The 21,672-nt window shown below is 39.9% G+C and carries 14 protein-coding genes; all 14 read left to right on the top strand.

The window, feature by feature from the left end; translation table 11 throughout:
- Positions 1–335 precede the first annotated feature (335 nt).
- The 14 genes from MTQ00_RS03030 (at position 336) to MTQ00_RS03095 (ending at position 21,587) form a co-directional block, all read left to right on the top strand.
- Positions 336–1,061 carry an NUDIX hydrolase gene (locus MTQ00_RS03030; RefSeq protein WP_172278131.1) on the top strand — a complete coding sequence of 242 codons (726 nt, stop codon included), beginning with the start codon at positions 336–338 and terminating at the stop codon, positions 1,059–1,061.
- 15 nt (positions 1,062–1,076) lie between these two features.
- Positions 1,077–2,561: a xylulokinase gene (locus MTQ00_RS03035; RefSeq protein ID WP_273647683.1), complete on the top strand. Its 1,485-nt coding sequence runs from the start codon at positions 1,077–1,079 to the stop codon at positions 2,559–2,561.
- A 107-nt stretch (positions 2,562–2,668) separates the two neighbouring features.
- Entirely contained in the window at positions 2,669–3,997 is a 1,329-nt protein-coding gene (gene xylA / locus MTQ00_RS03040) for a xylose isomerase (protein WP_273647684.1), read from the top strand.
- 93 nt (positions 3,998–4,090) lie between these two features.
- A complete protein-coding gene (locus MTQ00_RS03045) occupies positions 4,091–6,985 on the top strand; it encodes a SusC/RagA family TonB-linked outer membrane protein (RefSeq protein WP_273647685.1) in 2,895 nt (964 codons plus the stop codon).
- Positions 6,986–6,997: 12 nt separating this feature from the next.
- The gene (locus MTQ00_RS03050) at positions 6,998–8,956 is read left to right on the top strand and encodes a RagB/SusD family nutrient uptake outer membrane protein (RefSeq protein WP_172278139.1); all 1,959 of its coding nucleotides are present in this window, start codon (positions 6,998–7,000) and stop codon (positions 8,954–8,956) included.
- A gap of 96 nt (positions 8,957–9,052) precedes the next feature.
- Entirely contained in the window at positions 9,053–10,210 is a 1,158-nt protein-coding gene (gene uxuA / locus MTQ00_RS03055; protein ID WP_273647686.1) for a mannonate dehydratase, read from the top strand.
- A gap of 31 nt (positions 10,211–10,241) precedes the next feature.
- Positions 10,242–11,057: an SDR family oxidoreductase gene (locus MTQ00_RS03060; RefSeq protein WP_273647687.1), complete on the top strand. Its 816-nt coding sequence runs from the start codon at positions 10,242–10,244 to the stop codon at positions 11,055–11,057.
- A 237-nt stretch (positions 11,058–11,294) separates the two neighbouring features.
- A complete protein-coding gene (uxaC, locus tag MTQ00_RS03065; RefSeq protein WP_273647688.1) occupies positions 11,295–12,713 on the top strand; it encodes a glucuronate isomerase in 1,419 nt (472 codons plus the stop codon).
- Complete coding sequence (locus MTQ00_RS03070) at positions 12,703–13,713, top strand: sugar kinase (protein ID WP_273647689.1); 1,011 nt, start codon at positions 12,703–12,705, stop codon at positions 13,711–13,713. The genes uxaC and MTQ00_RS03070 overlap by 11 nt, the downstream gene beginning before the upstream one ends.
- A complete protein-coding gene (locus tag MTQ00_RS03075; RefSeq protein ID WP_273647690.1) occupies positions 13,710–14,342 on the top strand; it encodes a bifunctional 4-hydroxy-2-oxoglutarate aldolase/2-dehydro-3-deoxy-phosphogluconate aldolase in 633 nt (210 codons plus the stop codon). Before MTQ00_RS03070 ends, MTQ00_RS03075 begins: the two co-directional genes overlap by 4 nt.
- A 4-nt stretch (positions 14,343–14,346) precedes the next feature.
- The gene (locus MTQ00_RS03080; protein WP_273647691.1) at positions 14,347–15,621 is read left to right on the top strand and encodes an MFS transporter; all 1,275 of its coding nucleotides are present in this window, start codon (positions 14,347–14,349) and stop codon (positions 15,619–15,621) included.
- Positions 15,622–15,653: 32 nt separating this feature from the next.
- Positions 15,654–18,137: a glycoside hydrolase family 95 protein gene (locus MTQ00_RS03085; protein WP_273647692.1), complete on the top strand. Its 2,484-nt coding sequence runs from the start codon at positions 15,654–15,656 to the stop codon at positions 18,135–18,137.
- Between the two features lie 38 nt (positions 18,138–18,175).
- The gene (locus MTQ00_RS03090) at positions 18,176–19,894 is read left to right on the top strand and encodes a glycoside hydrolase family 43 protein (protein ID WP_273647693.1); all 1,719 of its coding nucleotides are present in this window, start codon (positions 18,176–18,178) and stop codon (positions 19,892–19,894) included.
- Positions 19,895–19,979: 85 nt separating this feature from the next.
- On the top strand, positions 19,980–21,587 hold the full coding sequence (locus MTQ00_RS03095) for a glycoside hydrolase family 43 protein (protein ID WP_273647694.1): 1,608 nt from the start codon (positions 19,980–19,982) through the stop codon (positions 21,585–21,587).
- Positions 21,588–21,672 lie beyond the last annotated feature (85 nt).

Below are 21,672 nucleotides of genomic sequence, written 5' to 3' on the forward strand. Positions count from 1 at the left end.
ATAGGTTTTTATTTACTTTTTCATAATAAAAAGTGTCTTTTTTACATTTTTTTTTCAGCTAAAATGAAAAAAAAATTAATTCTTCTTATCATAATATTTATTCAGAAAAAAATGATCCTCTTTTTGGTGTTGTGATATTGCAATTAATTGTGAACTCATGTCTTATGAAATAAGTAAGTGTATTTTTAATGATAACCTTATCATAATTTTTATACAATTCATATCATAAAAATTCGATATGTAATGTGTTGATAAGCAGTAGATAATGATGGATTTATTTTTTTTATTCAGATGAATTTTTATATTTGTAATGTTACCAAAATGTTAACAAACTAATGAATCAGAATTTTATTCATACCTACGTCTCTGTAGATTGCGTTGTGTTTGGATTTGACCATGAAAACCGGTTGAATATATTATTAGTACAACGTCATGTAGATGATGTACCATTGGAAAAACAAATCAAGCTTCCCGGAAGTTTGATTTTCAGCGACGAAGATGTGGATGATGCTGCACAAAGAGTACTGCATGAACTTACAGGGATTAAAAAAATGGTCCTCAAACAGTTCAAATGCTTTGCAGATCCCATGAGAGCAAGTAATGCGCATGATATCAAATGGATGGATCAGGAATACAAACATCATATAGACAGGATCATTACAGTGGCTTATCTTTCTCTTTGTAAAATAGACCACAAGATCAACAGTACAAAATATGATACCGTAGACTGGTATCCTATTGATGAAGTTCCGGGATTGCCTTTCGATCACAACAAAATTATCAGTGAATCTCTAATGGAGATCAGAAAATGGATTGAATCTGATTTCTCTATCATTTTTGAGCTGCTGCCGAAAAGATTCACCATCAGACAGCTCTATCAGCTCTATAGTGCATTAAGTGAAAAAAATATTGACATCAAGAATTTTCATAAAAAAATTTCTTCGTTCCCCTATATTGTTCCCTTGGATGAAATTCAAAAAGATGTGTCACACCGTGCAGCAAGGTACTACAGATTTGACGCTAAGATTTACAAGAAAAACAATACAAAACTTATAAAATAACCTTTTTAAAAAATTATGTACTTACTAGGCTATGACATTGGCAGTTCTTCTGTGAAAGTTTGTCTCATCGAGGCATCCAGTGGAAAAGTGATTGCTTCTGAATTTTCTCCCAAAAAAGAAATGAAAATCACTGCTATAAATCCGGGATGGGCAGAGCAAAATCCAGTCGACTGGTGGACCAATCTGAGGTTGGCACATGAAGCTGTGATGCATGAATCCGGTGTACATGCTGAAGATATCAAAGGAATTGGAATTACCTGGCAGATGCATGGTCTGATTCTGGTGGATAAAGATCAGAATGTCTTAAGGCCATCCATTATCTGGTGTGACAGCCGTGCTGTGCCTTACGGCGAAAAAGCTTTTAAAACAATAGGAGAAGAAAAATGCCTGTCTCATTTGTTGAATTCACCCGGAAACTTTACAGCATCAAAGCTGGCCTGGGTAAAAGAAAATGAGCCTGAAATTTTTGAAAAGATAGATAAAATCATGCTCCCGGGAGACTATATTGCTATGAGACTCTCAGGGGAGATCGGAATAACCATTGAAGGATTATCAGAAGGGATCTTCTGGGATTTTAAAAACAACTGCATTTCGGAAGATATCATCAACTACTATGGTATTCCTAAAAGCTTTTTCCCTGAAATCGTACCTACATTTGGTATCCAGGCAACGGTTTCCAAAGCAGCAGCTGAGGAATTAGGCTTAAAAGAAGGGACACCTATATCCTACAGGGCAGGTGATCAACCGAATAATGCGCTTTCCCTGAATGTTTTTAATCCCGGAGAAATTGCCTCCACAGCAGGAACCTCAGGAGTTGTCTATGGTGTTCTGGATCAGCTGGAATATGATAAGTTATCACGGGTAAATACATTTGCCCATGTCAATTATACACCTGAACAGATCAGGCTGGGAGTTTTACTATGTATCAACGGAACCGGTATTTTAAATTCCTGGCTGAAGCATAATTTCGCAACCTCACTTTCTTCTTATGGGGATATGAATGATATGGCTTCGCTTTCACCTATTGGCTCAAAAGGGTTAAGTATCATTCCTTTTGGAAACGGTGCTGAAAGGGTACTGGAAAATAAAGATACCAGCTGTTCTATTCACGGAATCAATTTCAATATACACACTAAGGGAGATATACTGCGTGCGGCGCAGGAAGGTATTGTATTCTCTTACGAATACGGAATGGATATCATGAGAAATATCGGAATGGATATACAGGTCATCCGTGCAGGAAATGCCAACATGTTTTTAAGTTCAATTTTTCGCCAGTCTCTGGCCAGCGTGAGCAATGCGGTCATTGAACTTTATGATACCGATGGAGCAGTGGGAGCTGCAAGAGCTGCTGGAATGGGAATTGGATTTTATTCAGATTCCAGGGAAGCATTTTCTTCACTTGAAAAGATAGCGGTGATAGAGCCGGAACACGAAAAACAAGAACAATATACAGAAGCCTATGCGCGATGGAAACATCATCTTAATGAAATAATCTAAAGCAATTACAACCGTATTTTTCATCCTCTTACTGACTTTTAAGAACCAGTGAGAAGGGAATTCCTACGCAAAAATTAAAAAAACAAATTAAAAATAATCAAATAAATATGAACACTTTAACAGGTACAAAAGAGTTTTTTACGGGTATTGAAAAAATTAAGTTTGAAGGAAAAGAAAGTAAGAACCCGTTGGCATTCCGATATTATGATGCTGAAAAGATTGTGATGGGAAAACCTATGAAAGATTGGACCAGATTTGCAATGGCTTGGTGGCATACCTTATGTGCAAACGGAAGTGATCCGTTCGGAGGTCCTACGATCCACCATCCATGGGACATCGGAAATGATGCAGTGACCAGAGCCATGCATAAAATGGACGCTGGTTTTGAATTCATGTCCAAAATGGGCTTCAATTATTACTGTTTCCACGATATCGACCTGGTAGATCCTGCTAATAACTGGAAGGATTATGAGAAAAACCTTCAGACTATTGTAGAATATGCAAAACAAAAGCAGCAGGAAACAGGAATTAAGCTTCTATGGGGAACAGCCAATGTTTTTACCCATGAAAGATACATGAACGGTGCCTCTACCAATCCGAATTTTGACGTCGTGGCCTGCGCAGGAACTCAGGTGAAAAACTCAATAGATGCAACGATAGCATTGGGAGGAGAAAATTATGTTTTCTGGGGTGGAAGAGAAGGATATATGAGTCTTTTAAACACGGATATGAAGCGTGAAAAAGATCACCTGGCCCGTTTTCTTTCCATGTCAAGAGATTATGCGCGTCAGCAAGGATTTAAAGGAACATTCCTGATCGAGCCAAAACCAATGGAACCTACCAAGCATCAGTATGATTATGATTCCGAAACAGTGATCGGATTCCTGAGACATTACGGATTGGATAAAGATTTCAAACTGAATATCGAAGTGAATCACGCTACGTTGGCGGGGCATACATTCGAGCATGAGCTTCAGGTAGCTGTAGATGCCGGACTTTTAGGAAGCATTGATGCCAATAGAGGAGATTATCAGAACGGATGGGATACCGACCAATTCCCGATCGATTATTACGACATGGTTCAGGCGTGGCTTGTACTGCTTCCGGCGGGAGGCCTGGGAGCCGGTGGAGTAAACTTTGATGCGAAAATCAGAAGAAATTCTATAGATGCTGAAGATTTATTCATTTCCCATATTTCAGGAATGGATGTATTCGCAAAAGGTCTTCTTGCAGCAGCTGATATTCTGGAAAATTCTGATTACAAAAAACTGAGAACAGATCGTTATGCTTCTTTTGATAACGGGAATGGAAAATCTTTCGAGGAAGGTAAACTTACCCTGGAAGATCTTCAGAGAATAGCTCACGAAATCGGCGAACCACAGCCAAAAAGCGGAAAGCAGGAATTGTTTGAAGCCATCGTGAATATGCATATATAATAAAAAATAAAAGGCTTGTAAACACTAAGGACTTTACAAACTATAATTATTAATCAGCCTTTTATTCAATAACTAATACTAAAAATAATAATTATGAACCGATTTTATTTCAATAGAAGCAATAAAGCAGCATTATTTTTTGCAATGACTTTATTGCCTTCCGGCATAGCATATTCACAGGTTAAAAAGGATACGATAGTTAAAGAAAAGAAAATAGATGAAGTTGTTGTAATAGGGTATGGAACACAAAGAAAAGAGGCGGTTACAGGTTCTGTGGCCACGGTAAAAGGAGATGCATTGCGTGAAGTACCTTCTGCTAACATAACTCAGGCATTACAGGGAAGAACGGCAGGGGTAGATATCTCACAAACCTCTACAAAACCGGGTGCTGCCATGCAGATCCGTATCAGGGGAACAAGATCTCTGACAGGAGATAATAATCCGTTGATTGTATTGGATGGAATTCCTTTCGTAGGATCACTGGGAGATATAAGCTCAAGTGATATCAAAAGTATTGACATCCTTAAAGATGCTTCTGCTACGGCGATTTACGGATCCAGAGGAGCAAACGGAGTTATCCTCGTTACAACCAACAGAGGAGCAAAAGGGCAGAAACCCAGATTCACTTACAATACCTTTACGGGAGTTCAGACCTTGTTTTCAAAATATCCTATGATGGATGGTCCTAAGTTTGCACAGTTGCGTGCTTATGCGATTCCGGCAGGAAATACAACACCTTTATATTCAAATGGTGCTGATGAAAGCAACAGTGTTAATACGGACTGGCAAAGCCTGTACTACAAACCGGCGATGATGACCAGTCATGATATCGGGGTTTCAGGAGGAACAGACGGAGGAAATTATAATGTAGGGTTATCTTACTTCAAGCAAGATGCATTGATCCCTATTCAAAGTTATGAAAGATTTGCCCTGCGAATGGCTATTGACCAGCAGGTAGGCTCTGTTTTTAAATTTGGTTTTACATCCAATACCAATTATTCAATCTCTGAAGGAAATGGGGTAAATCCGGGAGCAGTGCTGGGATTTTCTCCAATTGCCAATCCTTACAATGCGGACGGAAGCCCAAAGAGGGTAATGAGCACGGCTGGAGGTATTGATCAGACATGGATTTATACCAGAGGGAGCCTGGAAAGTCTTGGAGATAAATATATTGACGAAACCAAATCTTTTGCATCCTACAACAACCTTTACGGGGAAGCCAATCTTCCGATCAAAGGACTGAAATACCGATTGAACGTAGGTTTGGATTTCCGTACTTCAAATAGTGGAAATTATGCTGGGGTAGGAGTATTTAATACGAATCCTCTTGGGCCTTCAGCTGCAGGAAGAGGGAATAACCAAACCTATCACTGGGTCCTGGAAAACCTTTTAACCTACGACCGTACATTTGGAAAGCATAAAATTAATGCGGTAGGATTATATTCCGCAGAAGGGAATAAGTATACAAGCTCATACATGAGCGCAAAGAATGTCCCTGCAGATTTTTTTCAGTATTATAATCTGGGACAATCGCCTCAGGCAGATATTACCGTACGACCGGAAGACCAGATCTACTGGAAAACGGGTCTTCTTTCTGCAATGGGAAGGGTAATGTATACTTATGATAACAAGTATATGCTGACAGCAACACTTCGTGCAGACGGATCTTCCAGACTGGCTCCCGGCAACAAATGGCATACATATCCCGCATTATCATTAGGATGGAATGTTACCAATGAATCCTTTATGCAGAATATCAAAGCCATTAATCTTCTTAAATTCAGGGTTGGATGGGGACAGACCTCCAATCAGGCAGTAGATCCATATTCTACTATGGGAAGATTTAGTGTTGCTCCTTATAATTTTGGAAGTGCAGGAAGTACAGGGATCTATGGAAGTCAGCCACCAAATCCGAACCTGGGCTGGGAATATTCAAAAACGCAAAACTACGGTCTTGATTTCGGTTTATTGAACAACCGCCTTACGGGGAGTGTGGAGTATTACAAAACCCATACATATGACCTGTTGACACAGAAGAGTCTTCCGGCAACAAGCGGATGGTCATCCATTGTTTCCAATGTAGCGGAAACAGAAAATAAAGGTTTTGAAGTTTCCTTAAACGGTGTCATTTTCGATAATCCGGATGGGTTTACATGGGAAGCCGGAGTTAATTTTTATACCAACCGAAACAAAATTTTATCTCTTGCATCCGGAACAACACGCGATGTGAATAATCTTTGGTTTGTAGGTCATAATATCAATTCGTTATATGATTATCAGTATGTAGGCCTTTGGCAGGCAGGAGATCCCTATCAAAGCATTCTGGAACCGGGAACTGCTGCAGATGTAGTAGGATCTATCAAAGTTCTTTACACCGGAGGTTATAATCCTGACGGAACACCGGTAAGGGCAATAGGACCTGATGACAGGCAGATTTTTGATACCGCTCCTAAATTTCAGGGAGGATTCAATATGCGTTTTGCCTACAAGAACTTTGAACTAAGCACGGTAGGGGCTTTCCAAAACGGAGGAATCCTGGTAAGTACCATTTACGGATCTGCAAGTTATCTTAACAGATTAACAGGTAGAGGGAACAACGTGGATGTAGATTACTGGACAGAAGATAATACAGGAGCTTATTTTCCTCGTCCGGGACGCCATTTGAGCGGTGATAACCCGAAGTATTCTTCTACTTTAGCGATGTTTGATGCTTCTTACCTTAAGCTCCGTACGATTACATTAGGCTATAATTTCAACAAAGATTTTTTAAAGGATTTGAAGATCACCGGCTTAAGAATTTACTTTACCGTAACAAATCCTGTTGTATTATTCTCTCCTTATCATAAGTTCTCAGGAATGGATCCGGAACCGAACTCTTTTGGAAATGAAAACCAGGCCGTAAGCGGATATCAAAGCCGTCAGCTTGTTATAGGAACCAACAACCCTTCCACAAGAAATTACTTAATGGGACTTAACTTAACCTTTTAAAACTGTATTGTCATGATAAATTTTAACAAAAAACTGGTATTGGGAACAATCTTTTTATCCCTAACATTTACAGGATGTAATGAAATTCTGGATGAGCAGCCAAGATCAATATATACAGCGGATTACTTTAGTACACCGGATGGAATTAATCAGGGATTTACCTCTCTGTACAGACAGATGAGATTATTGTACGGTAATGGATATTTCATGAGCAATTGCCAGAATGGAACTGACGAATCAACATGGGCCCAAAGTGCGGATGGTAACTTTAAAGAACTTGATATGTCCGGAAACGGTATTATCAATTCCAATACTTTTCCTACTAGTATGGTTTGGAATTCAGTGTTTCCGTATATCAATACAGCCAATGGAATCATTGAAAAGGGACCGGGGTTCGGAATCGCAGAATCCATGATTTCCGAGGCCCGTTTCTTCCGCGGATTTTACTATTTCATGCTGGTGCAGACCTATGGAGGAGTTCCTTTGGATTTAGGGGCAGGAGAATTGAAATATAATACGCTTCCGTCCACGAATTCTGCAAGGAATACTGTGCCGGAAGTCTATACAAAAACGGTTTTTGCTGATCTTAAAAAGTCAATAGAAAATTTACCATCATCACCGAGAGTAACAGGTGGTGTAACCAAAAATGCAGCAAGATTAATGCTTGCCAAAGCTTACCTTACTTATGGATGGTGGCTGCAGAATCCTAACAATATTCCGACTTACCCTGAAGCAACAAGAACTGACCCTGACGGACATAATGCTCAATGGTATTTTCAGCAGGCTTATGACGTCGCAATGGAAGGAATCAACAACCCGGGACCTTATGCGCTTCAGCCTACTTTTTATGATGTCAATGTAGGTTCAAACGACAGAAACACGGAATCGATGCTCTATGCAGACCATATACAATCAAGTACTTACTATAATGAAAGTGATCCTGTAGGATTTGGATCAGGCTGGGCTCCGGACAATTTTGCAGCATGGATGCAGACCTGGAACTATACGGCTATCAAAAGCAGTAAAACCACAGCTTGGGTTGGCGCAGACGTTGTAAGTTCAGTACAGAGAGAGGCGGCGCAATCACTGGGACGTCCTTGGGTTCGTATGTGTCCTACTTTGGGAGTCATTAAAAATACTTTTGCAGATAAAACCAATGATTCCCGTTATGATGGAACTTTTGTAACCACGTACAGAGGAAACTGGAACAAGAATGGAACGGGTCTTACAACGGTTCCTGTACTTTATAACGCCAATAATTTACCGGTACAACCGGGTGGGGCTATCCTGAGCTTTCTTAACGATGACAGCCAGCTGCCTGCTTATCCTACAGGAGCGGGACAAAGTGGTGTAGGAGCAGGAACACTGGCTGGAAGAGCCGATTGGGTAATTGCACCGAATGGAATCAGCAGGATTGTATACCCTGGCTTATGGAAAATTGGAACTTATCGTACCGATGATCCGAATGGCTTAGGATATCCGAATGCGGGATTAACCCGTCCTTTCAGCGTTGCCAAGTTTTCAGAATTCTATTTTATTGCAGCAGAAGCAGCAGTAAAAGGAGCTTCAGGTGCTATGACAGCCAGAAGTTTAATTAATGTCATCCGTGCCCGTGCCGGAAAATGGAAGTTCAATAATGCCCAGAATGCTGCTTACGTAGCGGATAACAGTGCTGCCATGATTGCGGCTACACCAGCGGTAATTACCATTGATTATATCCTTGCAGAAAGATCCCGCGAATATTACGGCGAATTCTACAGATGGTATGACTTGGTACGTACACAGAAGTGGGGAGATTATGCGGCTACCTATCAGATCGGGGGAGCTTCTTATGGAGATCATGATCCGCAAACGGTGACAAGAACGATACAACCTTTTCATTATCTGAGACCTATTCCACAGAATCAGATTGATGCGATGGAAGTATCTGCAGACATCAAGGCAAAATATCAGAACCCCGGATACAATTAATTTTATTCTACATTCATATCAGCAACAGAGTAGGTGTGAAAGCACCTGCTTTGTTTATCTGAATTAAAATTTAAAAATTATGGAAAAAACCTGGCGTTGGTTTGGAAAAAAGACAAAATAGAACTGAGTACGCTTCGTCAAATAGGAGTAGAAGGAATTGTTTCTGCCCTGCACGATATCCCCAACGGAGAAATCTGGAATCTGGAGGCCATCAATGATTATAAAAACTATATAGAAAGCCACGGACTTCGCTGGTCTGTTGTTGAAAGTCTTCCCGTAAGCGAAGCGATCAAATACGGAGGTGAAGACCGTGACTCTTTAATAGAAAATTATATCACAAGCCTTGAAAATTTGGGTAAAGCAGGCATTACAACAGTTTGCTACAATTTTATGCCTGTTCTGGACTGGGCACGTACCGATCTTTTCCACGAATGGGAAGACGGTTCGTCATCCCTCTATTTCGACAAAGCCAAATTTGCGTACTTCGAAATTCATATCCTTCAAAGAGAAGGGGCAGAAAACGACTATAATCCGGAGATCCTTCAGAAGGTAGAAGAATTAAAAAATACATTAACGGAAAAAGATAATAATGACCTGATAGATTCAGTCATTGTAAAAACACAGGGATTCGTAAACGGAAATATCAAAGATGGTGAATTGAATCCTGTAGAAAAATTCAAGAGTTTATTGGCGTTATATGATGGAATCGATAAAGACAGATTACGCCAGAACATGAAATATTTCCTTGAAAAAATAATGTCTGTCTGTGAAAAATGGAATATCCAGATGTGCGTACATCCAGATGATCCTCCATTTTCACTATTGGGCTTACCAAGAATAGTGACCAATGAAGAAGATATCGACTGGCTTCTGAAAGCTGTTGATAACCCTCACAACGGATTGACGTTTTGTGCAGGATCTTTAAGTGCTAACCTTCAGAATGATGTTCCCAAGCTGGCACAGAAATTTGCCCACAGAACCAAATTCGTTCACCTGAGAAGTACAAATGTCTTTGAAAACGGTGACTTCATTGAGGCTCATCATTTGGGAGGAAGAGGAAAGCTTATTGAAGTGATCCGTGTATTCGAAAAAGAAAACCCTGATCTTCCTATGAGAATTGATCATGGTAGACTTTTAACCGAAGATATTGACAAAGGTTATAATCCCGGCTATTCATTTTTAGGAAGAATGCTGGCATTGGGCCAGATCGAAGGAGTAATGGCCGCAGTACAGTCGGAATTACAGAAAAATTAAACTGCGTTTGTAATAAATAATAAAAAGTAAAATGAAAGACCTGTTTAGTATTAAAAACAAAGTAGCAGTCATCACAGGGGCTTCAGGTGTTTTGGGAGGAAGTCTTGCCAAAAGCTTTATAGAGGCCGGCGCCAAAGTTGTTGCACTGGGGAGAAACCAGGAAACACTGGATGCCAGGGTAAAAGAACTTACAGACCTGGGAGGAGATGCATTCGCTGTGGAAGCCAATGTGATGGATATTAAAAGCCTTGAAGCTGCCGCAGAGAAAATAAAAGAAAAATATGGCAGCATTGATGTTCTGCTCAATATAGCCGGTGGAAATATCCCGTCAGCAACCTTATCTCCCGAACAGTCATTTTTCGATATGGATATGAAAGGATGGGCGGAGGTTACTGATCTTAATATCAACGGAACTGTTTATCCGAGCTATGTTTTCGGAAAAGCAATGGCTGAACAGGGGAGCGGAAACATTATCAATATTTCTTCCATGGCTGCTTATTCAGCGATTACAAGAGTGGCCGGATATTCTGCAGCCAAATCAGCAATTACCAATTTTACCCAATGGCTGGCCTCTGACCTGGCATTGAAATTCGGAGATAAGATACGCGTTAATGCCGTGGCACCAGGATTTTTCATTGGAGATCAGAACCGTGCAATTCTTCTGAATCCGGATGGAAGCTTAACGGAGAGAAGTAAAAAAGTAATGGCCAAAACACCGATGCAGAGATTTGGAGAAGTAGAAGAGCTGAACGGGGTTGTACAGTTTCTATGTTCAGATGCCGCAAGTTTTATCACGGGAGCATTGATTCCTGTTGACGGAGGCTTCAGCGCATTCAGTGGAGTATAAAAAAAACTAATTTTTTCATATACAGTAAACAGGACCTTAATGGTTTCATTCAAGGTCCTGTTTTTAAAAAGTAGACACCTAAGTGTTGTGAAAATCTTTGATTTTCATCTTATGTGAACTTTTCTGCAGAATTATTTTAAACTTTCTTAAGTGAGCCAAAGTGTTTTAAAATAAGGCTTTTGTGGTTTTGCAGAGTTTAAACAAGTTAATTAAAATTCAGGGTTGTAAAAATAAATCATGAGTAATTCCATTAAAAATAAAGACGTTTTCGGAGAATTGTTTTTGCTTGAATCGGCAAAGGCAGAAAATCTGTATTTCGGCTATGCCAAAGATATGCCGGTGATCGATTATCACAATCATCTTGAACCGGATGTGATTTCTACCAATCAGAATTTCCGTTCTTCAACCGCTATATGGCTGGATGGTGACCATTACAAATGGAGAGCCATGAGAAATTTCGGCATTGATGAACAGCTTATTTCCGGAAATGCTTCAGATCAGGAGAAATTCAGGAAATGGGCAGAGGTAGTACCTTATACCCTTCGTAATCCGTTATTTCACTGGACCCATCTGGAACTCAAAAATCCTTTTGGAATCAGCGAATATTTATCATCCAATAATGCAGATGCAGTGTATCATCAGATGAATGAAAGTTTGCAGACACCTGGTTTTTTGCCACAATCCATTATTGAAAATTTTAAAGTAGAAGCCTTATGTACTACAGATGATCCTGCTGATGATCTGGTTCATCACAAGGCTTTAAAAAATAGTGGGTTTAAAACAGCTGTTCTTCCGGCTTTCCGTCCTGATACCTATATCAATATGATCAATCCTGAACAATATCTTTCAGGAATTAAAAAGCTTGAAAAAGTCTGTGGTTTTTCCATCGCATCAATCTCTGATGTGTTGAATGCACTTCAGTCCAGAATCAATTATTTTGTGGAAGCAGGGGCAAAAGTGGCCGATCACGGCTTTGAATATTTCCCGGATACCACAAAGTGGAATCAAAACCTTGAAAAAGAGTTTTCAGAATTTCTGAAAGGAAATATTTCGACATTTTCCGATCCGGATGCATTATGCGGCTATTTGCTGAAAGAACTTTGCAAAATGTATGCAGAAAAAGGCTGGGTACAGCAGTTTCATGTAGGAGCAACACGAAACAACAATTCAGAAATGTTCAGGAAAATGGGTGCCAATGCAGGATATGATGCCATTGGAGAACCATATTACGCACAGCGATTGAGCGTTTTGCTTGATGCATTGAATTCAGAAGGAAAACTGGCCAAAACCATTATTTACAATCTGAATCCGGCATTTAATGAAGTTCTGGCTACTCTTGCCGGAAATTTCAATGAAGGAGGCATCAAATCCAAAGTACAGTTTGGAGCAGCCTGGTGGTTTCTTGATCAGCTTGACGGGATGACCAAGCAGATGAATACGCTTTCCAATATCGGTCTTATCAGCACTTTTGTCGGCATGCTGACTGATTCCCGAAGCCTTTTATCATTCTCAAGACATGATTATTTCAGAAGGCTTTTATGCAATATGTTCGGAAGTGAAATGGAAAGAGGTCTTCTTCCCGATGACGAAAAATGGGTAGGAAAGATCATCCAGGATATCTGTTATCACAATACAAAAAATTATTTTGAAATATAAAACCATGCAGGATTCATCGAAAATATTATGTTTCGGGGAACTGCTTCTCCACTTTGCCCCGGATTCCGAAGGAAACTGGCTGAATGAGCAGTCTCTGAAGATGTATATAGGCGGAGCAGAATACAATGTAGCAGCTGCACTTTCCCAGTGGAAGAATTCTGTGAAACTGTTATCAGCATTACCGGAGAATTTTGTAGCAAACCAGCTGGAATCTCAGCTTAACAGTAAAGGAATAGAAGTCCTTGCAGAAAAGAACAAGGGAAGAATAGGAACATTTTATCTTTCTTCCGATGGCGATATGCAGAATGCTTCAGTGGTGTACGATCGCTTTCCGTCTGTTTTTACCCAGTCGGATTTTGAAACTTTCAGTGATGATGAGATATTTTCAGAGGTAAAATGGCTGCATATCAGTACCATCACACCGGCTTTGAGTGACCAGGCATTCCACAAATGTCTGCAAATCATGAAGGAAGCCAGAACAAAAAATATTACGGTTTCTCTTGACCTGAATTACAGGGCGTTGCTTTGGCAAAACCAGAATCCTCACAAAATTAAAGAGCTGATGCCTTTTGTGAATGTTCTTATGGGAAATATCTGGTCTGTGGAGCAGTTTCTCAATATTCCTGTTGAATATGAGCTTAACGGAAATTTCGATGATGAAAACCTTCTTAAACAGGCCGAAAAAACAGCATTGGAAATCAGAAGACAATTCCCTGAGGTAGAAAAAATTGCGAATACCTTCCGTTTTACAAACGGAGAACAGGTGAATTACTTTGCCACCTTATTTACTGATGAGCTTTTGATTTCGAAAAAATATAACTCAGATACCATTAAAGAAAGGGTAGGAAGCGGTGATTCTTTCATGGCCGCTTTGATTCATGGAATTTTAAAAGGAAATCCTGAACAGCAGATTCTGGAAGATGCTACAAAAGTTGCTTTTAAAAAGCTTTTTGTAAAGGGAGATACCATTGATGAAAGCATTAATATCGAAACATTATGAGTGAAATAGTACAAAAAATAAAAGACCAGAAAATCGTTCCGTTGTTTTATAACGAATCGTTTGAAGTCTCAAAAAATATCATAAAAGCTTTATACGAAGCAGGAATCCGTGTGATAGAATATACCAACCGGGGTCATCAGGCACTGGAAAATTTTACCAGACTGAAAGAAGTTTCCCTTACAGAATTTCCTGGTCTTCTGTTAGGAATCGGAACGGTAAAAAACATACAGGAAATGGATGATTATGCTAACGTAAAAGCAGATTTTATCATTACACCTATTATCAATGAGGCATTGGTGAAACATGCTCTCGAAAAAAATATCCTTCTGATTCCGGGCTGCTTTACCCCTTCCGATATCAATATCGCGCATCAGAATGGGTTAACACTGGTTAAAATATTTCCGGCTGATGCCTTAGGAAAGAACTACATCAAATCGGTACAGCCTGTTTTTCCGGGAATGAATTTCATGCCCACCGGAGGAATCCATGCTGAAACTGAAGATATCAGAGAATGGTTCAATGGAGGTGCCATAGCAGCAGGGTTGGGAAGCTCTCTCATCGGAAAAGATGTTAATGAAGAAGAACTGACGCTGAAAACAAAAAATTTATTACAACAACTTAATCAATAACTCAATGCAGGCTCCTCAAAACCGCAATATAAGATGGTGGATGCTGTCCCTTGTCTTTCTCGCCACTACGATCAATTATCTTGACCGTCAGGTAATGGGCTTGCTGAAACCTGTGCTGGAAAAAGAATTCAGCTGGGATGAAAAAGATTACAGTTATATCGTCATGGCTTTTACCACGACTTATGCTATAGGTTATATGGCCATGGGAAGGTTTATAGACAGGGTAGGAACCAAAATAGGGTATGCCGTTTCCCTGATTGTATGGAGCCTTGCCTCGATAGGACATGGCTTTGTCAAAAATACCATCGGGTTTATCATTGCGAGAAGCACGTTGGGAATCAGTGAAGCAGGAAACTTTCCTGCCGCCATCAAATCAGTGGCTGAATGGTTTCCCAAAAAAGAAAGAGCACTGGCAACGGGAATTTTTAACTCAGGAGCGACGGTGGGAGCTATTTTAGGGCCGCTATTGGTTCCGTTCATTCTCGGGCATTACGGCTGGAGACAGACTTTTGTATGGATTGGCGCTTTGGGTATGGTTTGGATTGTCCTTTGGTGGAAATTTTATGCCGTTCCGGAAAAAGCCAAAAATATCAGCAAGGAAGAACTGCAGTATATAAAAAGCGATCAGGCTGAAAAAACTGAAGAGAAAACGAAAATTCCTTTATCGGAATTACTGAAATATAAAGTAACATGGTCGTTTGCCATCGGTAAAATGTTAACCGATCCTATCTGGTATTTTTTCATGTTCTGGCTGCCGGCTTATTTTTCGGATGTATTCAAAATGGATTTAACAAAACCATCCCTTCCATTGATTATTATTTATAGCGGAACCACGATTGGAAGTATTGGCGGAGGCTATCTTTCATCATTTCTGATCAAAAAAGGCTGGGCCATCGGAAGAGCCAGAAGCATTACGATGTTATTGTTTGCATTGATGGTGGTTCCGGTAATGTTTTCAAAATATGTAGATAATATGTGGATGATTACGATCATTATTGCCTTTGCAACAGCCGCACACCAGGGTTGGGGAGCCAATCTTATGACCACGGTTGGAGATCAGTTGCCTAACAGCTACGTCAGTTCTGTCATTGGTTTTGGCGGAATGCTCGGTTCAGCGGCAGGAATTATTTTTCCTTTGTTCATCGGGATCGTTTTAGACACCTTCAAAAAGGCAGGAAACGTCAATGGCGGTTACAATATTATTTTCTTTATTGCAGGAATTTCATATGTTGCCGCATGGGGACTCATTTCGGTGATTAACAGAAAGAAAACAGTGTAACAATAAAATAGTTTGAAATTTAAAAAATAAAAATGAAATCCGGGTTTTACATAACCACAGGTCTTCTGATCAGTATATTTTCCTTTGCCCAGAAAGGAGGAAAGTATAAACTGTGGTATGATAAACCCGCAAAACAATGGGTGGAAGCTCTACCGGTAGGAAACGGAAACATTGCAGCTATGGTCTATGGAGACCCTTATCAGGAAAAGCTTCAGCTGAACGAAGGCACATTCTGGTCCGGAGGCCCTTCCCGAAATGATAATCCGGATGCTCCAAAAGTCCTGGATTCCATCCGATATTATTTATTTAACGGAAACTATAAAAGAGCTCAGATCCTTGCAGATAAAGGATTAACAGCAAAAACAGTTCACGGCTCAGCATTCCAGAATATTGGTGATTTTACGCTGGATATGGATAACCTTAAAGATATCAGAAATTATTACAGAGAATTGGACATTGAAAAAGCAATTGCAGCCACTACATTTACCTCTGATGGCGTTAATTTTAAAAGAGAAGTTTTCGCCTCAATTCCTGATCATGTGATTGTCATTAAATTAAGCTCAGATCACAAAAATGCATTAAACTTTACAGCAAAATTCAACAGCGAGCTCAAAAAGGAAGTCAAAGCCATTGATGCCACTACTTTACAGATGGATGGGGTTTCTTCCACATTAGACGGCATTCAGGGGCAGGTGAAGTTCAGTGCACTGGCAAAACTCATGACCAAAGGTGGCAAAACCCAGATCTCAGAGAGCGGAATTTCGGTAAGCAATGCTCATGAGGTTACGATTCTTATTGCAATGGCCACTAATTTTACAGACTACAAAAATTTAAATACAGACGAGGTTGCAAAAGCCAGAAAGTATATTGAAGCAGCAGCAAATAAAAGTTTCAAAACTTTAGTTCAAAACCATCTGAATGCTTATCAGAACTATTTCAAAAGAGTAGATCTGAATTTAGGAACTTCCGAAGCAGCAAAAAATCCTACAGATGTCCGTATTAAAAATTTTGCAACGGGCTATGATCCGGAACTTATTTCATTATATTATCAGTTCGGGCGTTATCTCCTGATTTCTTCCTCTCAGCCGGGTGGCCAGCCTGCGAATTTGCAGGGGATCTGGAACAATTCCAATAAACCGGCCTGGGACAGCAAGTATACGATTAACATTAATACGGAAATGAATTATTGGCCGGCGGAAAAGACCAACCTTCCTGAAATGTATGAACCATTGATCCGGATGATAAAAGATTTGAGCGAAACAGGAAAAGAAACGGCAAAAACAATGTACAACAGCCGTGGCTGGGTAGCACATCATAACACCGATATCTGGAGAATAACAGGGGTAGTGGATTTTGCAAACGCCGGAATGTGGCCCATGGGAGGCGCCTGGCTTTCACAGCATTTGTGGGAAAAATATTTATACAGCGGAGACAAAAACTATCTGCGAACCATTTATCCTGTTCTAAAATCTGCAGCACAGTTTTATGAAGATTTCCTGATTGAAGAGCCTGCGAATCACTGGCTGGTGGCAAGCCCGTCAATGTCACCCGAAAATATTCCACAGGGACACCAGGGAAGTGCTCTGGCGGCGGGAAATACAATGGACAATCAATTGATGTTCGATTTGTTTACCAAAACAAAAAAGGCAGCACAGATTCTCAATACAGATTCAGATAAAATTCAGGTCTGGAATACTATTATTTCAAAATTACCACCGATGAAAATCGGAAGTTACGGACAATTGCAGGAATGGATGGAAGACCTGGACGATCCTAAAGATAACCACAGACATGTTTCTCATCTATACGGATTATTTCCTTCCAACCAGATCAGTCCGTTTACCACACCGGAATTGCTGGACGCCTCCAGAACCGTACTCGTTCACCGTGGTGATGTATCCACAGGCTGGTCAATGGGCTGGAAAGTCAATCTCTGGGCTAAATTATTAGACGGAAATCACGCCGATAAATTAATCAAAGATCAGTTAACGCTGGTGGAAAAAGACGGTTGGGGCAGCAAAGGCGGAACATATCCGAATCTTTTCGATGCACATCCGCCATTCCAGATTGATGGAAATTTTGGCTGCACTTCCGGGATTACCGAAATGCTTCTGCAGACTCAAAATGGTTTTATAGACATCCTTCCCGCACTTCCTGATGAGTGGAAAAACGGCAGCATTTCAGGGCTGAAAGTATATGGAGGTTTCGAAGTCAGTATTATCTGGGAAAATAATAAAGCTAAAGAAATTACCATAAAATCAGGATTGGGAGGAAACTGCAGAATAAGACTTCCGAACGAAATGAAACTTTCCGGAAATATAAAACTGAAAAAAGCAGAAGGTAAAAACCCGAACTCCTTTTTTGAAATTCCGGAAACTCCGAAACCTCTGATTTCTGACAAAGCAAAATTGAATCCTGTTGAAATTAAAACTGATCTTATCTATGATTTCCCGACAGAAGCAGGGAAGGTGTATACATTAAGATGGAGTAATAAAAGCTCTGAAGGAACAATTTAAAATTAAATAATTACAATAAAAACTAAAAAAATCTATATATGAAAAAGAGTCTAATGAATCCTGTTTTTTTAAGAAATAAAACCCACGTCATTGCAGTGGCGGCTTTACTTTCCATCAGTAACCTCTCTGCACAGACTTTTTCCGACTTCAACTACCGTGGAAACGATAAAATATATAATGACAACCCTCTTAAACAGGATGAGTTCTATTCCCCGATTTTGCAGGGTTGTTATCCCGATCCCAGCATTACCAAAAAAGGTGATGATTATTACCTGGTAAACTCTTCTTTCTCAATGTTTCCTGGTGTTCCGATCTTCACTTCCAAGGATTTGGTCAATTGGAAGCAGGTTGGACACGTTCTCGACAGACCTTCTCAGTTAAAGGTGGAAAAAGGAGGTGTTTCTCATGGAATTTATGCGCCTGATATCAAATACAATAAACACAACGATACATTTTATATGATCACTACCCAGATTGCAGGCGGTATCGGAAATATGGTCGTAAAAACCAAAGATCCGGCAAAAGGGTGGAGCGAAGTCCAGAAACTGAATTTTGATGGTATTGATCCTGCCATTTTCTTTGATGATGACGGAAAAGCTTACATCGTTCACAACGACGCGCCACCACAAGGAACCGAACAGTATCAAGGTCACCGTGTTATTAAAATGTGGGATTACGACCTTGAAAAAGATCAGGTTGTGGCAGGTTCAGACAGAATTATTGTAAACGGTGGAGTCGACCTTTCTCAAAAACCCATTTGGATTGAAGGTCCGCATTTGTACAAATACAAAGGGAAATATTACCTGATGTGTGCAGAAGGCGGAACCGGAGGCAACCATAGCGAAGTGATTTTTATGGCAGATTCTCCGAAAGGACCATTTGTTCCCGCTAAAAATAATCCGATTCTTACGCAAAGATATTTTCCGAGAGACAGAAAGGAAAAAGTGGATTGGGCAGGTCATGCAGATTTGGTAGAAGGTCCGAACGGACAATGGTATGGCGTATTTTTAGCAATTCGTCCGAATGTAAACAACCGTGTTACCAAAGGCCGCGAAACTTTCATTCTTCCTGTAGACTGGAGCGGAACGTATCCTGTTTTCCAAAATGGTCTGGTTCCGATGAAACCAAAATTGAAAATGCCACAAGGCGTTCAGAATCAAACCGGGCAAAACGGATTTTTCCCGAACGGCAACTTTAAATACAACGATAAACTAACCGATAAAAACCTCGATTTCCGTTGGATTGCGATGCGTGGTCCTCGTGAAAACTTCATTACAGCAACAAAAAATGGTGTAAAAGTGAACCCAATGGAAACGAATATCAAAGCGTTGGCTCCGGTTTCATCTTTGTTCCACAGATTACAGCACGAAGATTTTGAAACTTCCGTAACCTTGGATTATAAACCAAAATCGGAAAAAGAATTGGCTGGAATTACCCTCTACCAAAGCGAAACATTCAATTACGTTTTCGGAATTACCAAAAAAGATAAAGATTTCTATATCGTATTGGAAAGAACAGAAAAAGGCCAATCAAAATTGATTGCAAGCGAAAAAATTTCACTTTCAAAGACTATCAAATTTCAGGCTACAGGAGAAAAAGATGAAATTAGCTTCAATTATTCTTTGGATGGCAAAAACTTCAAAAATCTGGGAGGACAAGTTTCAGGAGATATACTTTCTACTGATGTAGCGGGAGGTTTTACGGGGAGTCTTATCGGACTGTACAGTACTTCTTCCAATGATATTATCCCGCAATAGTAGGACATTAGAAAAGATACTTAATGACAAAGATTAAGTGTTTTAAAATGAAAAACTAAGAGTAAAACCAAACATCACATACATTTTGAAAATCAAAATATCTTATATAGTTTCTTTTTTGGGGTTTATCGGGCTGAATCTTCTTTCAGCCCAGGTAAACTCTTCCGGAAAGCAGAGTACAACTTTTACCAATCCCATCATCTGGGCAGATGCACCGGATCTATCCATTACCAGAAACGGAAATGATTTTTACCTGATCAGTACCACCATGCATCTGATGCCCGGAGCTCCGGTAATGCATTCCAGAGATCTGGTACATTGGGAAATGTCCGGGTATGTTTTTGACACTTTGAACGACAACTCGAAATATGATTTATTGAACGGAACCGTTTACGGCAGAGGCCAATGGGCTTCATCAATTCGCTACCATAAAGGGAAATATTACGTTTTGTTTTCTCCGAATGATGAACCTTTCAAATCCTATTTCTATGTGACTGATCATCCCGAAAAGGGAAAATGGAAACTCATCACCAGAACACGGCATTTTCATGATGCGTCTTTGTTTTTTGATGATGATGACAGGATATATGTTTTCACTTCCAATAAAGTTTTTGAACTGAGTCCTGATTTTAAAGAAGTGATCGGAAATCCGGATGGAACTGAGGTATTTCAGAAAGATGCTTCGGAAACCGGACTTCTGGAAGGTAATCAGATCATCAAAAGAAACGGAAAATATTATATGATGATGATATCATGGCCAAGAAACGGAAAACGCCGCCAGGTAGTCTACAGGGCAGATAAAGTGACAGGTCCTTACGAGAAAAAAGTAATTCTGGAAGATAATTTTTTAGGATTTTCCTATGCAGGTCAGGGCGCTTTGATAGATGATAAAAACGGAAACTGGTATTCCCTTATTTTCCAGGACAGAAACGGAGTGGGACGAGTTCCGTTGCTTCTGCCTGTTCAATGGGAAAACGACTGGCCGGTATTGGGAGATAACGGAAAAGTTCCTTTGAAAGGAGAAGTTCCGCTTCCGCCGTTCAAACCCAAAAATCATCTGGTGGAAAGCGATGAGTTCTCTGGTAAAACAATGAAAATCCAGTGGCAATGGAATCATAATCCAGTGAATGAAGCATGGTCTTTATCTGAAAGAAAAGGCTTTCTGAGACTGAAAACCAGCAGAGTGGTAGACAATCTGTACGCGGCTCCCAACACTTTGACCCAGAGAATGGAGGGTCCGACTTCTTCAGCAGTTGTCGCAATGGAACTTAAAGGAATGAAAGATGGAGATGTAGCAGGTTTCAGTGCCTTCAACGGGGATTCCGGGATTTTGTCAGTAGTAAAGGAAGGTGAAGAAAAATTCATTGTTTTTTCAACCAACGAAGTGAGCCTGGATAATAAAACAAAAGCCATTACAGGGGTTAAAAAAGAAGAAAAAAAACGGATTCCTCTTAATTCTGATAAAGTTTTTCTTCGTATCGATGCTGATTTTAACCTCGGGAAAGATCTTGCAGACTTTTATTACAGTACTGATCAGAAGAACTGGACGGAAATGGCAAAAGATTACAAAATGATCTTTGATTACCGTAGATTTTTTATGGGATCAAAATTCGCAGTTTTCAATTATGCCACTAAAAATACCGGAGGCTTCGTAGATGTGGATTTTTTCAGAGTCACTGAAGTCGGAAAATAAGAATCAGATAAAAGTCTGTTGTAAACAGTAAATAAAATATACGCTATTATTTTTTTATCTCAATTAATAAGTGTAAAAAATACAA

This window comes from Chryseobacterium sp. B21-037 (genome assembly GCF_028570785.1).
Classification (GTDB): domain Bacteria; phylum Bacteroidota; class Bacteroidia; order Flavobacteriales; family Weeksellaceae; genus Chryseobacterium; species Chryseobacterium proteolyticum.